Source organism: Pseudomonas sp. JAI111, from assembly GCF_024809425.1.
In the GTDB taxonomy this organism is placed as follows: Bacteria; Pseudomonadota; Gammaproteobacteria; order Pseudomonadales; family Pseudomonadaceae; genus Aquipseudomonas.
Genome location: NZ_JANUCB010000005.1, coordinates 338,119 through 350,506 on the forward strand (window position 1 = coordinate 338,119; position 12,388 = coordinate 350,506).

The 12,388-nt window shown below is 57.5% G+C and carries 15 protein-coding genes and 2 tRNA genes; 3 read left to right on the plus strand and 14 right to left on the minus strand.

The features are described from left to right. The first annotated feature begins 2 nt into the window (after positions 1-2). Complete coding sequence (locus HNR03_RS18350; protein ID WP_259155034.1) at positions 3-1,070, plus strand: tyrosine-type recombinase/integrase; 1,068 nt, start codon at positions 3-5, stop codon at positions 1,068-1,070. Between the two features lie 242 nt (positions 1,071-1,312). On the opposite strand, the gene HNR03_RS18355 is transcribed toward HNR03_RS18350, so the two are convergent. The 5 genes from HNR03_RS18355 to HNR03_RS18375 all read right to left on the minus strand — a co-directional run bounded on the left by HNR03_RS18355 (position 1,313) and on the right by HNR03_RS18375 (position 3,468). Beyond that, entirely contained in the window at positions 1,313-1,972 is a 660-nt protein-coding gene (locus HNR03_RS18355) for a carbonic anhydrase (RefSeq protein WP_259155035.1), read from the minus strand. A gap of 294 nt (positions 1,973-2,266) precedes the next feature. Then, positions 2,267-2,452: a DUF3606 domain-containing protein gene (locus HNR03_RS18360; RefSeq protein ID WP_310504564.1), complete on the minus strand. Its 186-nt coding sequence runs from the start codon at positions 2,450-2,452 to the stop codon at positions 2,267-2,269. Positions 2,453-2,654: 202 nt separating this feature from the next. Then, positions 2,655-2,900: a hypothetical protein gene (locus tag HNR03_RS18365; RefSeq protein WP_259155038.1), complete on the minus strand. Its 246-nt coding sequence runs from the start codon at positions 2,898-2,900 to the stop codon at positions 2,655-2,657. Beyond that, positions 2,900-3,139, minus strand: a complete 240-nt coding sequence (locus HNR03_RS18370) for a hypothetical protein (RefSeq protein WP_259155039.1) — start codon at positions 3,137-3,139, stop codon at positions 2,900-2,902. Before HNR03_RS18370 ends, HNR03_RS18365 begins: the two co-directional genes overlap by 1 nt. A gap of 2 nt (positions 3,140-3,141) precedes the next feature. Beyond that, positions 3,142-3,468, minus strand: coding sequence for a hypothetical protein (locus tag HNR03_RS18375; protein ID WP_259155040.1), 327 nt, complete (start codon positions 3,466-3,468; stop codon positions 3,142-3,144). Positions 3,469-3,817: 349 nt separating this feature from the next. On the opposite strand from HNR03_RS18375, the gene HNR03_RS18380 reads away from it, so the two are divergent. Beyond that, entirely contained in the window at positions 3,818-4,057 is a 240-nt protein-coding gene (locus tag HNR03_RS18380) for a DUF1652 domain-containing protein (RefSeq protein WP_259155041.1), read from the plus strand. A 379-nt stretch (positions 4,058-4,436) separates the two neighbouring features. Here the strand turns inward: HNR03_RS18380 and HNR03_RS18385 are convergent, their stop codons facing one another. From HNR03_RS18385 to HNR03_RS18425, 9 genes are all read right to left on the minus strand, one after another. Beyond that, the gene (locus HNR03_RS18385) at positions 4,437-4,841 is read right to left on the minus strand and encodes a response regulator (RefSeq protein ID WP_259155042.1); all 405 of its coding nucleotides are present in this window, start codon (positions 4,839-4,841) and stop codon (positions 4,437-4,439) included. A gap of 151 nt (positions 4,842-4,992) precedes the next feature. Then, positions 4,993-5,211 (minus strand): hypothetical protein, encoded by a 219-nt coding sequence (locus HNR03_RS18390; RefSeq protein WP_259155043.1) that lies wholly within the window; start codon positions 5,209-5,211, stop codon positions 4,993-4,995. Between the two features lie 508 nt (positions 5,212-5,719). Next, a tRNA-Cys gene (locus HNR03_RS18395) sits at positions 5,720-5,793 on the minus strand. A gap of 46 nt (positions 5,794-5,839) precedes the next feature. Then, a tRNA-Gly gene (locus HNR03_RS18400) sits at positions 5,840-5,915 on the minus strand. Positions 5,916-5,978: 63 nt separating this feature from the next. Beyond that, on the minus strand, positions 5,979-6,539 hold the full coding sequence (gene pgsA / locus HNR03_RS18405; protein ID WP_090183490.1) for a CDP-diacylglycerol--glycerol-3-phosphate 3-phosphatidyltransferase: 561 nt from the start codon (positions 6,537-6,539) through the stop codon (positions 5,979-5,981). Positions 6,540-6,571: 32 nt separating this feature from the next. Continuing rightward, the gene (gene uvrC, locus HNR03_RS18410) at positions 6,572-8,395 is read right to left on the minus strand and encodes an excinuclease ABC subunit UvrC (protein WP_222586457.1); all 1,824 of its coding nucleotides are present in this window, start codon (positions 8,393-8,395) and stop codon (positions 6,572-6,574) included. A gap of 2 nt (positions 8,396-8,397) precedes the next feature. Beyond that, positions 8,398-9,039 carry a UvrY/SirA/GacA family response regulator transcription factor gene (uvrY, locus tag HNR03_RS18415; protein WP_008015884.1) on the minus strand — a complete coding sequence of 214 codons (642 nt, stop codon included), beginning with the start codon at positions 9,037-9,039 and terminating at the stop codon, positions 8,398-8,400. Between the two features lie 127 nt (positions 9,040-9,166). Beyond that, positions 9,167-9,613, minus strand: coding sequence for an N-acetyltransferase (locus tag HNR03_RS18420; RefSeq protein ID WP_259155048.1), 447 nt, complete (start codon positions 9,611-9,613; stop codon positions 9,167-9,169). Further along, positions 9,610-10,368, minus strand: coding sequence for a carbon-nitrogen hydrolase family protein (locus tag HNR03_RS18425; protein WP_259155049.1), 759 nt, complete (start codon positions 10,366-10,368; stop codon positions 9,610-9,612). Before HNR03_RS18425 ends, HNR03_RS18420 begins: the two co-directional genes overlap by 4 nt. Positions 10,369-11,000: 632 nt before the next feature. On the opposite strand from HNR03_RS18425, the gene HNR03_RS18430 reads away from it, so the two are divergent. Beyond that, positions 11,001-12,089, plus strand: a complete 1,089-nt coding sequence (locus tag HNR03_RS18430) for a 3-deoxy-7-phosphoheptulonate synthase (RefSeq protein ID WP_259155050.1) — start codon at positions 11,001-11,003, stop codon at positions 12,087-12,089. The last annotated feature ends 299 nt before the right edge of the window (positions 12,090-12,388 follow it).

Here is a 12,388-nt window from a genome sequence, read left to right on the forward strand (position 1 = left end):
CGATGCGCCAAAAGAAAGCCGCAAATCGGGATCTGCCGCCACGGATGATCCGCCGCAGCCGCAAAAGAAAGAACGGCAGTACCTGGGTGGGCTACTACTACAACGGGCGGGACGCCGAAGGGAACCGAGTCGAAATTCCGCTCGGTGGCGACCTCGATGAAGCCAAAGTCGAATGGGCACGTCTGGATCGCAAAGCCACACCCAAGCCTACTCACCTGATGGGTAGGTTTTTCGACGACTACGAAAGAAAGGTCATCCCTGGGCTGAAGCCCGGTACTCAAAAGGACTACTTGAAAGGCCTCAAACAACTACGCAACGCGTTCGAGTCAGCCCCTGTAGATGCGCTCACCCCGCAAGTGATCGCCCAGTATCGCGACGCCAGAACCGCAAAGGTGCGCGCCAACCGCGAGATCGCCCTCCTCTCGACCATATTCACCTTTGCCCGCGAATGGGGGCTCACTGAAAAGGCAAACCCTTGCACCCGCTTACGCAGGAACAAAGAAACACCCCGCGACTTCTACGCAGGCAAAATCGTTTGGGATGCGGTTTACACAGAGGCACCGCCCGAGCTGAAAGACGCAATGGACCTAGCCTATCTGACCGGCCAGCGCCCCGCCGATGTGCTCAAAGCATCAACTGCCGACTTGAACAACGGGTTCCTGATGGTAGGCCAGGGCAAGACTGAGAAACGCTTGCGCATCCGTCTACACGACGGCGCAGACGCATCAGGGCTCAGCACCTTCCTCGATGCCCTACTCGAGCGCAAAGCCATGGCAGGCATCAGAAGTTCAAGCCTGATCACCAACCAGGCGGGCCTGCGAATGAGTTACGCAATGCTGAGAAATCGTTGGGATGAAGCCCGAGAAAAAGCAGCCGTGAAGGCCGCCGCTGAAGGTGATGCAACGCTTGCCGCCGCGATCCGCCAGTTCCAATTCCGCGACATCCGACCAAAAGCTGCCAGCGAAATTGACGACATTAGTCACGCTAGCCGCCTGCTTGGCCACTCAACGCAGGAGATGACGAAAAAGGTTTATCGCCGTGTTGGTGAAATTGTGCGACCCACAAAATAACTAAGGGGCGCGATGGGTGGCTACCAGTAGGTTATCCATGCGAGGACAAATCGACCCAAACTTGCCGTTGGCCAAAGGCAGAAAACGGCCAGTTCCGGTCGCTCGCCAGTCCCGTCGGGCGGGCATTCGAACGGATGATCTTCTCCGAAACTTGTCCGATAGAGACAATGCAACTTCGCAGACCTTAGCTGGCGCGAAAATGTTCCGGAAGTAATGCGACCACCCTCACTTGCCTATCGCCATTACATCTGTCTTCCGTTGCGCGCAGCGATCGCCACGGTGGTCGGCGAATCAGCAAGTGAAACGAATTGTCGTGTCGCGCCATCAAGCGCATCAATGCAACCCGCCTCAATGTCGTAGACCCAGCCGTGCAGATTCATTCGCCCCTGCTCGAGCGCGAGTGCCACCGATGGGTGGGTACGCAGATTCGCCAGTTGCGCGATCACGTTTTCTCGCACGAGGCCATCGAGCTTCGCGCGAGGCGTGTCGAACTCATGCGCCGCGTTAATCGCTTTCGCGGCGTCCGCGTGACGTAGCCAGTTAGCGACCGCCGGAAGATGGTCCAGACACGTGCACCGTGAAATCGCGCCCATCGCTCCGCAGTCTGAGTGACCGCAAATCACGATGTCCTGTACGCCGAGCACTGCGACCGCATATTCGACGGTGGCCGAGACGCCGCCAGGCTCGGGACCATACGACGGCACAATATTGCCGGCGTTACGAATCACGAACAGTTCGCCCGGTTCGCGCTGTGTAAGGAGTTCGGGCACAACACGACTGTCCGAGCAGGTGACGAATAACGCCTTCGGATTTTGTGTCGTCGCGAGCTGCCTGAAAAGCTCGACGCGTTGCGGGTAGACATCGCGCTGAAAGCGCAGAAAGCCGTCAATAATGTCACGCATGGAGTTCTCCAAACCCGAATGCCGGATGAGGGCACGAGCTCGTGCCGCTGTGGCCGTCATTATTGCAGACCTTGCACGCAATTGGCTGTACTCGTTCAACGGTGGACTCCGAGCCGAGACGCGCGCGGCGGATGTCCGAAGCACCCTGGTAGCCGCCATTTATCTTTCGCTGGCCTTAAGGGAGAGTGAATTGCCCCGCTTTTTATAGACATCCTATGACCGCTTTTGGCCGAAAGGGGTCAGTCGGATGTGCCTACGAAACTAGGGGCGATTCAATGTGTCATTGGAGTTTTTTTATGCTTTCGAGTTGACTATGGACCGCGCTAGGGCATCGCCTACCGCTTTCACTGCGGATTTGAGCTCGCTCGTACTTACGCCGAATTTTTTTGCCCAATAACTAAGCTCGAAGGTGTCTTTAACATTGATTCTGATCTCGTCAGAGCCGTGCGTGAGAGTTCGTTGCTGCATAGATTCGTCCATGATTCGCTGGGTTTGTGGAATAGGATAGCCGAAACGGTGCAGTTTCAATGTTTTTGGGAAGAGTTCGTAAACTCGACTGAAATCTTATGTGGTTTTTTGGATCCGTCGCGTGCACGAGACCTTTCTGATGGACGTTAGTGATAGCAGGTCTAACGGCTGCTATTGGTGGGCATGTTGCAACTGGCCATGAAGCTGTCCCCGGCTACAGCTCCACACTGAATGCCGTGAGGCCCACGCTTTCGGCAAAACGCCCGACGGCGGTCAAGCTCGCCCAGCTGCGCAGGCGCTCACGTCGCGAGCGCACCGGCACCCAGCGCGCACCGCTGCCACCCAGACGGATCGACAGACCCCAGGCGGGGCCACCGTCGATCCTGGCCACCAAGCATTCGCGCACCGCTTGTTGTTCGACCAGGGCGCGCAACACCTCCTCGTGGATGCCGTCACCCATCACTGGGCCTGCTGCAGGCGGCGCGCCGTGGCGGCTTCGGCGAACGCCACGTACAAACCCGTAAGGCTCGCCGGGTTCAGCGCGTTGACCGTCTCCAGCCCCAGCACGAAGCCTTCGGCGCGGTCACTGGCGCGGAACAGTTCGTCCGCGGTGCGCGCCTGGGCCACCTGCGCCAGGAGATTGCGTGTCTGTACCTTCACGGCGGGCGGCAGGTTCAGCGCCGCCAGGGCGTCATCCATGGTTACTCCCATTTCCAGCCATGCAGGGACGCCGGCGGTTCGAGGGGCAGTTCGTCCTGCACGACATCGATCAGCAGCCAGCCGCCGGCCGGCTCGTTGCTGCCGTCGACAATCGGACCTTGCAGCACCAGCCCGTCGGGCAATACCACCTGGACCGCATTGGCCTTCTTGGGACCGTGCAGGTAGTGGTCAAACTCTAAGCGAAAACACTTCGGACCGACGTGGAGCACGCGGACGTTCAATTCCAGCGTCGTCAACTGGTTCGGCGGTTGCCCCTGGTAAAGGGCCAATACGCCGACGCTCGCTAATCCTTCATAGGCGTAAGACATGAGCCACCTTCCTGTTCACGTGGGACGGCCTGGGCGTCAACCAGGCCGTCAGGAAATGGTAGACCAGTCCCCGGCGGCGTGGTTTCCGCAGTGCGAAAAAAAGGCCCCCACGCTGGCGGAAAACGTGGGGGCCTATTGAACATAAACGGCGTTATTCGTAATGGGTCCAGATGACTTTTGAAAGGCAGCTATCGACCCTAAGCTGCCCTTCGCAACATGCAGCAATTGACCCATAGCGGAAATCGACGAAAGGCTATTGTTGGTACCAGTTCTGCCCTGAAGCATGGCCGAAGGCTGGCTAAAATTCATTTACGGTAGATCAATACAATGGAACTGGAGGACATAAGTCATGATCTCGACGCTTGAGCTGCGCCATATCATCGAATGCGGCTTTCTTCCGTTGTCCTGCACTTGCACGGTAAATCCGGATGGATCGTTGATGATCAAAGTGTTCGATCCATCGTCCGGACAGGTTGAATTGTTGGTCACTGCTGTCACAACAGAGAAGCTGACGTCCAGCCGAGCGATAGCGGCGCTGATAGGTGAGTTACGTAGTGAAATGGCAGTCAGACGCACAAGTTTTGCTTAGGAGCCTTTAAGTACAGCTCCCGAGAGTAGAGATGACTATTGAAAAATTCAAAGCAGAATTGGCTCTGGCTCGTACGGAGCTGGATGCTGCGACTGCGGACGTTATGGCTCTCGTTAGAGCCGGGAGGGCCTTCGGGGAGCGGTGGGACGCTGCCATTGAGCGAGAGCGCGAGGCACGCAAGCGAATGCATTGGGCGCTCCATAGCCCATTGGCCTCATCCGTTGGCGAAGGCAGGAAGCATCTTGCCAGTCGCAGCCCAAACCAGCCCAATTAGATCGTTTCAGCGCTGCGGGGAGAGCGGCTGAATGGCTACTTTTGAAAGCAGCCAGTGGAGAACCGGATGTGGGAGCTACCGTCAGTTGCGCAGAAGTGGAAGTTGCTATCTAAGAACGGTAGCGATAGCCGTTTCTAACTCAGCCAATGTATAAGGCTTATGCAGATAAAATGTCGAAGGCGGCATCACTTGCTCATCGATTAGATAACCAGTGAAGATTGAAGGAGTTGATGGCCATTGTTCATTTGCTAGACGGATGAATTCAGACCCTCGGATTCCTTCTGAAAGTTCCTGATCCGCGATGATCAGGGTGCAATCGCCTTTGATACTTATGAGATAGGCCAGGGCCGAGGCAGCATTGTCGAAAGTCGCTGGTGAAAAACCAATATCAGCCAGCGTTTCCTCCAACAACGTCCGTAGCACCGGTTCGTCCTCAATGACGATTACGAGTCCAGTGTTAGGCATTAGCTCAGCCCAATTTATTCTCACGTCGGATTCCAGATTACCCAAGGGATCAAGGTCCAGTGTAAGCGCTTTTTTTAGCAAAGGTATGCCGAAAGGGGAGACCGGGCTGCCCTAAATTCATTTGATCCTCGGCGAAGATACGAATCGCTAGCGACCGGCAGCTTTTGGCCGATTGCTGCCCGCCAGGGGCCAGTCCCTAGGCCTGCCGTAGTCGCATTATTGCGTCGGTAATCGCTTTTGCATTTGTGTCCAGGGTTTCCATGGCCACGACTGCGTTATCTGCAACACTCTCTACGCCATTCTCTGAAAGCCACTTAGTGATCTCTTCTATCGCCGCACCCAAGGCATGTTGGTTGTGCAGAAGTAGTGTCAGAGCATCTGCAGCGGCAATGTTGCAGTCTGAATTATCTAGCATGACAGTCGTCCTTGATGAGTGGTGCGGAAAGCCTAGTTCAGGTGGCCCGGAAGAGCGTCCTGGGGCAAGCGCTGTCGTTTGAGCCCATCGATCTACTCCCCCTACTTTTCGCACCAAAATAGCGCGCCAGTCCCATGTCAGTCCCATATGGCTATTTTCCAGACGCCAAAAACCACAAACCCCCGACTTTCTCTAGGAAAATCAGGGGTTTGCGTTTTCATAATGTGGCGGTGAAGGAGAGATTCGAACTCTCAACCCGCATTGTTTTTCGCAGCCAACGCGCGCTGAACGCTTCATATTGTTAGCTGCCTATTAGAAAGTACGTATTGCCTCAACTACTTCTATCCTGACAGACCAATTCTGGCCGATTGCGACCTGTCATTACTCTTGATCACAGGTACCCCATCGTTCGCAGTTGCGGAACACCGCCCAAAAATTGCGGAACACATCACTTTCTCGAGGGCAATAAAAAACCCCGTAGATCGTTGATCTACGGGGCTATTTATAGTGGAGGCCGAGGTCGGAATCGAACCGGCGTAGGTGGATTTGCAATCCACTGCATAACCATTTTGCTACTCGGCCACTTACATTTGCTGTCATGTTGCTCAACATCAAATGCGTACAAACTTGGAGCGGGAAACGAGACTCGAACTCGCGACCCCGACCTTGGCAAGGTCGTGCTCTACCAACTGAGCTATTCCCGCGTCTTGGTGTGGCGCATTCTATAGAATCCAGAAGCCCCGTCAACCCTTTGATTCAAAAAAGTTTTATTTCTTTTCCACGTCGGTCTTCAGATGTGGCCAGGCCGCCCGCAGGTATTGGACCATGGACCATAAAGTCAGGCCCGCAGACACCAACAGCAAGGCGTAACCGACCAAGACCCAAAAGGAGAAGTCGGATGGATTGGCCAGCAGGATCACCAGCGCAAGCATTTGCGCGGCGGTTTTCCATTTGCCCAGGTTCGACACGGCGACGTGAGCGCGAGCGCCGAGTTCGGCCATCCACTCACGTAGCGCCGAGACGACAATTTCGCGACCGATGATGACGGCGGCTGGCAGCGTAAGCCACAGGTTGCCGTGCTCTTGCACCAGCAACACCAGCGCAACGGCCACCATCAGCTTGTCAGCCACCGGATCAAGGAACGCCCCGAACGGCGTGCTCTGCTCCAGACGCCGCGCCAGATAACCGTCCAGCCAGTCTGTGGCGGCGGCGAATGCGAAGACCGAGGCGGAGGCCAGGTAGCTCCATTGATAAGGCAGGTAGAACAGTAAAATGAAGATCGGGATGAGCAGGACGCGTAGAACGGTAATCAGATTAGGGATATTCATCGGCACAACTGGCTACGAGGTGAGGTGGCATTCTACTCGCTGTGCAGATTTGCATAAATCAACTCTGCGAGCTTTTTACTGATTCCGGGTGCTTTGGCGATCTCTTCGATGCTGGCACGAGACAGCTCCTGCAATCCACCAAAATGTTTCAACAAATCGCGGCGACGCGTCGGTCCGACCCCTGCAACGCCCTCGAGCGTCGACGTACGCCGGGTTTTGCCTCGGCGAGCGCGGTGCCCGGTAATCGCGAAACGGTGAGCTTCGTCGCGTATCTGCTGAATCAAATGCAGCGCGGGGGAATCGCCGCGCAAGGTAAATTCGTGTGCTGCGTCGTTGAGGTACAGGGTTTCGAAACCGGCCTTGCGAGTCGCGCCCTTGGCCACGCCCAACAGAATCAGATCAGGCACCGCCAGCTCATTGAGTACGTCGCGAGCCATGGACAGTTGGCCCTTGCCGCCGTCCACCAACAGAATGTCCGGCAGCTTGCCCTCCCCGTCCTTGAGTTTGCTGAAGCGCCGGGTCAGAGCCTGGTGCATGGCTGCATAGTCATCGCCCGGGGTGACGCCTTCAATGTTGTAACGACGATAGTCGGACTTGATCGGGCCTTCGGGGCCAAACACCACGCAAGACGCCACGGTCGCTTCGCCGCTGGAGTGGCTGATGTCATAGCACTCGAGACGCTGCGGCGGCTCGTCCAGGTTCAACACTTCGGCCAAGGCATCGAAACGCGCGGCGACGTGCTGACGATTGGCCAGACGTGCGCTTAGCGCCTGCTCGGCATTGGTGACGGCCAATTGCTGCCAGCGCGCCCGGGTGCCACGTACTCGATGGCTGATGGTCAGCTCGCGACCGCGCAGCTCTTCGATGGCCGTTATCAGCGTCGGGAAATCTTCGTGGACCACGTTGACGATCAGTTCGCTCGGCAAGTCGCGTTCTGGACTGGTGATGAAGTACTGACCCAGAAACGCGGCCATGACCTCGGAAACGTCCTCGTCGATACCGACCTGCGGGAAAAAGTTTTTGCTACCCAGCACTCGACCACCACGCACGCTGATCAAGTGCACACAGGCACCGCCCGGATTGACGAACGCGGCGATCACATCGATATCGCCTGTGCCGCCCTCCATGCTCTGTTGATCCTGAACCCGGCGCAGCAGGGAGATCTGATCGCGCAGTTCGGCGGCGCGCTCGAATTCGAGATTGATCGCCGCTTCCTCCATGCCTGCGGACAGCTCGTCCGTCAGCGCATTGCTGCGGCCTTCAAGGAACATCACCGAGTGACGAACGTCTTCGGCGTACACCTCTGGCTCAACCAGCCCGACACACGGCGCCTTGCAGCGCTTGATCTGGTATTGCAGACAAGGACGCGTACGGTTCTTGTAATAGCTGTCTTCGCACTGGCGAACGAAAAAAGTCTTTTGCAACAGACTCAGGCTTTCGCGAATCGCACCCGCGCTGGGATAAGGACCGAAATACTTGCCCTTGGCCTTTTTCGCCCCGCGATGGATGCTCAAGCGAGGAAACTGGCCATCCGAAAGAAAAACGTAAGGATACGATTTGTCGTCGCGCAGCAGGATGTTGTACGGCGGACGCCACTCCTTGATCAGCGTCTGCTCAAGCAGCAACGCCTCGGTTTCGTTGGCCGTAATGGTCGTTTCGACCTGAGCGATACGGGCGACCAGCGCCGCCGTCTTGGGCGCAAGACCGGACTTTCGAAAGTAGCTCGACAGGCGATTCTTAAGGTTCTTGGCCTTGCCGACATACAGCAGGCGCGCATCGCTGTCGAACATGCGATAGACGCCGGGACGCCCACTGACCGTCGACAGAAAGGCGCTGGGATCGAAGACTTCAGTCATTTTCAGAGGCTGGCATCGACCATTCCGTGACGAACCGCCAACAGCGTCAGCTCGACATCACTGCTGATCGAAAGCTTTTCAAAGATGCGGTAACGATAAGTATTGACCGTTTTTGGCGACAGGCAGAGCTTGTCGGAAATGATCTGTACTTTCTGGCAGCCGACAATCATCAATGCGATCTGGATTTCGCGCTCCGACAATGCATCGAATGGCGAATCGTTAGTCGGCTGAAAGGATTTGATCGCCAATTGCTGGGCAATCTGCGGGCTGATATAGCGTTGGCCGGCGAACACCAGGCGGATCGCCTGGACCATTTCCGGCAAACCTGCGCCTTTGGTCAGGTAACCGGCGGCACCCGCCTGCAACAGGCGCGTAGGAAACGGATCTTCCTCGCACACGGTGACTGCTACGACTTTGATGTCCGGGTGGCTGCGCAATAATTTGCGCGTGGCTTCAAGACCGCCGATCCCGGGCATCTTGACGTCCATCAGCACCACATCGGGTTTCAACTCACGCGCCTTGAGCAGGGATTCTTCCCCGGACTCAGCCTGGCCGACTACTTGCAGGCCATCGATGTCAGCCAGCATTCGTGTAATGCCTGTACGAACGAGATCATGGTCATCGACTACTAGCACCCTAATCAAGCAGACACCTCGCGATATGGTCTTATTGGGTTGCCGGACACCTTAGCAAAAAGCAACTGGCAGACCTAGCGGCAAGCGTCATATAAAAAGTTTCAATACATCTTGAAAGGCTTGTCACAAGTGCGTTTCAGCGATGAAGGTCATCGACATCGCGCTGCATTCTCAGGAAACACTCGTCCTGACCGACCACCCTCAGCCCTTTTCGTTCGTAAAGCGCTTTGGCCGGATTCGTTTCAAAAACTGTCAGACGTAATGCAGGACGCCGTTCCTTGCTTGCCATGGCGAATACCTGATCGATCGCCCAGGAACCGCCTCCCTGCCCCTGAAACGCTTCGAGCACGTGCAATTCGCGGATATACAGGGCTTTGGCATCACGACTCAGGCTCACATAGCCCAGCAGGACATCGTCACGGACGATCAACCAGTTCTCGCGCCCGGCCCAAGCCACATCGAACGCCTCGTCCAGCCAGAGCAAATCATTCTGAATGTAATAACGCAGCATGTTGCGACAGGTCAGGCCACGCGCGAATGCCAGATCCCCGGAGGTTGCCGGACGCAACTGGAACCCCGTCACGCTTGCGCAACCGGGACGATATGCCCTTCCCAGCCCGCAGCGTCGCGTCGGGCGACCACCAGCAGGTTCCCGGTGCCTGGCGCCGCTGCAATCAGCGAACCGTCCTGCGCCCAGATGGCACTGCGCCCTGCCGAGTCCCATCCACCGGTCGCACCAGCGTGGTTTGCCATGAGCACGGCCATCGAATGGGCGCTCGCATAACCTTGCAGCATGGCGCTGTCCGGCGCGTAGCCATTTTCGGTGATCAGTACGCCTGCGGCATATAAGTTGGCGCCTTGTTCCGCCGCTGCCGCGGCATGGCTGGCGTGAGAAAAATCGGCGCATACCGCCAGCGCGACCGTGTCAGCACCGATCGTCAACGTCGAACCGCCCGTTCCCGGCGCAAACGCCACCTCTTCGCCCGGATGCAGATGCTGCTTGCTGTAGACCCCGAGCGAACCATCGGCGCCGAGGACCAACGCACCGATCAATACCGGTGAATCGTCCGACAGGCGAATCGGCATTCCGACCACACTCGTCACACCGACTTCCCTCGCGAAATCGCGCAGCGGTTGCAGCACCTCGGCATCGGGTGCAATCGCCAATTGCGCTGCCAGTCCACGCTCGTATCCGGTCAGCGACAATTCAGGAAAGACCAGCAACTGGATGCCCTGCTCCGCCGCCACCTGCATGAAGCGTTGATGCCAGGCAATATTGGCGGCGAGGTCGCCGGCAATGGAGATGGACTGGGCGGCGGCAATGGTCAGTGTCGTCATGGTTCGTCCTGGAAACGCTGCAAGTTGGGCTGAAGGCAAAGTGTGTCATAAACCCTGACGCACTCAAGCGATAGAAAATGCCGTCAGCAATCGATAGCATTTTCTGATTGAAACCGCGCACCGGCCTCTAGTAAGCTCGGCGCATCCATCGGAGACAGACCATGTTCAACGCCCTCTCACCGCTTCGTACCGCCAGCGCCCCGCGCTCGGCTGCGGCTGCGGCTGCCCGGGTGAACGACGTTTGTGCTCCGGTCAGCTTTTATTTTGGGTATTGGTTTAGCCACTGGCGCGCCTGATACCCACACGGCGCCCACTTTAAACGGGTCGCCACCAGAGAATTCTCAACCCCCGGTCGGCCTCCCGACCGGGGGTTTTGTTTTTTCAGCCCCATTACTTTCAGCAACACACCAGACACCTTGAGGATTCAGAAAATGAACTACGCCACTTATTACCGTCACGACAGTTTTACCGCCTGGCGATTTACCAGCCTCCGCTCGGGACAGCCTGCCGCCTCCGATCGGTCACCCACAGGTGGCAAGCACACACACGCAGCCAATCCGGCTAATTGTCGAACACCCCAGTAGGGCCGAGCGCGCGGGAACGAACCCGCCGCCCGTCCAGGAAGCCTGAATATGAACTCGTCCGTCTCTGCTCTGCCGCTGTCCACCTTGAGCCCTGCCAATGAAGCGCTGACCCTGCGCCTGCCCAGCTCATTGCAACTCAAACAGCAACTGCCCCTTACCCACGCATTGACCCAGCAAGTCGCCGCGCACCGCCAGGCTGTTCGCGCGATTCTCAACGGTGAAGACTCCCGTTTGCTGATCATCGTCGGTCCCTGCTCGATTCACGATCCGCACTCTGCGCTCGAATACGCGGCCAATCTTGCCCGTCTCGCCGCCGACGTCAGCGATCAAATGCTGCTGGTGATGCGCGCCTATGTCGAAAAGCCCCGCACCACGGTCGGCTGGAAAGGCCTGGCCTACGACCCGCATCTGGATGGCAGTGACGACATGGCCGGTGGCCTGACCTTGTCCCGCGAACTGATGCGCGAAATGCTTCAACTCGGCTTGCCGGTTGCTACCGAGTTGCTGCAACCGATGGCGGCTGGCTACTTCGACGACCTGCTGAGCTGGGTCGCTATCGGCGCCCGCACGACCGAATCGCAGATCCACCGGGAAATGGCCAGCGGCCTCGGCATGCCGGTCGGCTTCAAGAACGGCACCGATGGCGGCGTCACGGTTGCCAGCGACGCCATGCGTTCGGCCGCCCACCCGCATCGTCATTTCGGTGTCGACAGCCAGGGGCACCCTGCGATTGTTCAAACCCCAGGCAATCCCGACACCCACCTGGTGTTGCGCGGTGGTCATCGCGGGCCGAACTACGATCGCGACAACGTTGCGCAGATACGCAGTGACTTGACCCGACTCAAGATCCCGGCGCGGATCATGGTCGACTGCAGCCATGCCAACAGCGGCAAAGACCCGGCTCGTCAGCCTGCCGTGTTCAACGACGTGCTGGAGCAACGCCTGCAAGGCGACCAGTCGCTGATAGGCATGATGATCGAGAGTCATCTGTTCGAAGGCTGCCAGCCCTTGAGCCCGACGCTGCGTTACGGGGTTTCGGTCACCGATGGCTGCCTCGGCTGGGACACGACTGAACAATTACTGCGCCAAGCCGCCGACCGGCTCCGGGCTGGGGACAGCGTCCAACTCCCGGCATAGCCCTTCCCATGCAACCAGCCCTCGACAGAGGGCTGGCATCTGAAAAGCGAATCCTCTGACCGGCAAATGACCTACGGGAAGTAGGCCGTTGCTGCGATGTGCCTCGCCTGGTGCATAAAGATGTCCAGATATTCCGAACAGGACCTCAGGGTATTTCGAGTTTTCCTACACTTTCTATAACTTTTTCATCAGGTTACAGCGGACTCTTCATACATCGCAGAGCTGCCAGTGTGCTTTAGAGTGAGCCCATATCCACCCGCCTGAGCCACCCCTCTAAGCCACCCTTCTGAACACCGAGA

What these genes read in the sequence shown, in the direction of transcription:
- HNR03_RS18390 (WP_259155043.1), bottom strand. Translation starts at nt 5,211, where the DNA reads ATGCTAGATAATTCAGACTGCAACATTGCCGCTGCAGATGCTCTGACA.
- pgsA (WP_090183490.1), bottom strand. Translation starts at nt 6,539, where the DNA reads ATGAATATCCCTAATCTGATTACCGTTCTACGCGTCCTGCTCATCCCG.
- HNR03_RS18350 (WP_259155034.1), top strand. Translation starts at nt 3, where the DNA reads ATGCGCCAAAAGAAAGCCGCAAATCGGGATCTGCCGCCACGGATGATC.
- uvrC (WP_222586457.1), bottom strand. Translation starts at nt 8,395, where the DNA reads ATGACTGAAGTCTTCGATCCCAGCGCCTTTCTGTCGACGGTCAGTGGG.
- HNR03_RS18355 (WP_259155035.1), bottom strand. Translation starts at nt 1,972, where the DNA reads ATGCGTGACATTATTGACGGCTTTCTGCGCTTTCAGCGCGATGTCTAC.
- HNR03_RS18375 (WP_259155040.1), bottom strand. Translation starts at nt 3,468, where the DNA reads ATGTCTTACGCCTATGAAGGATTAGCGAGCGTCGGCGTATTGGCCCTT.
- HNR03_RS18365 (WP_259155038.1), bottom strand. Translation starts at nt 2,900, where the DNA reads ATGGGTGACGGCATCCACGAGGAGGTGTTGCGCGCCCTGGTCGAACAA.
- HNR03_RS18380 (WP_259155041.1), top strand. Translation starts at nt 3,818, where the DNA reads ATGATCTCGACGCTTGAGCTGCGCCATATCATCGAATGCGGCTTTCTT.
- HNR03_RS18360 (WP_310504564.1), bottom strand. Translation starts at nt 2,452, where the DNA reads ATGGACGAATCTATGCAGCAACGAACTCTCACGCACGGCTCTGACGAG.
- HNR03_RS18370 (WP_259155039.1), bottom strand. Translation starts at nt 3,139, where the DNA reads ATGGATGACGCCCTGGCGGCGCTGAACCTGCCGCCCGCCGTGAAGGTA.
- HNR03_RS18430 (WP_259155050.1), top strand. Translation starts at nt 11,001, where the DNA reads ATGAACTCGTCCGTCTCTGCTCTGCCGCTGTCCACCTTGAGCCCTGCC.
- HNR03_RS18425 (WP_259155049.1), bottom strand. Translation starts at nt 10,368, where the DNA reads ATGACGACACTGACCATTGCCGCCGCCCAGTCCATCTCCATTGCCGGC.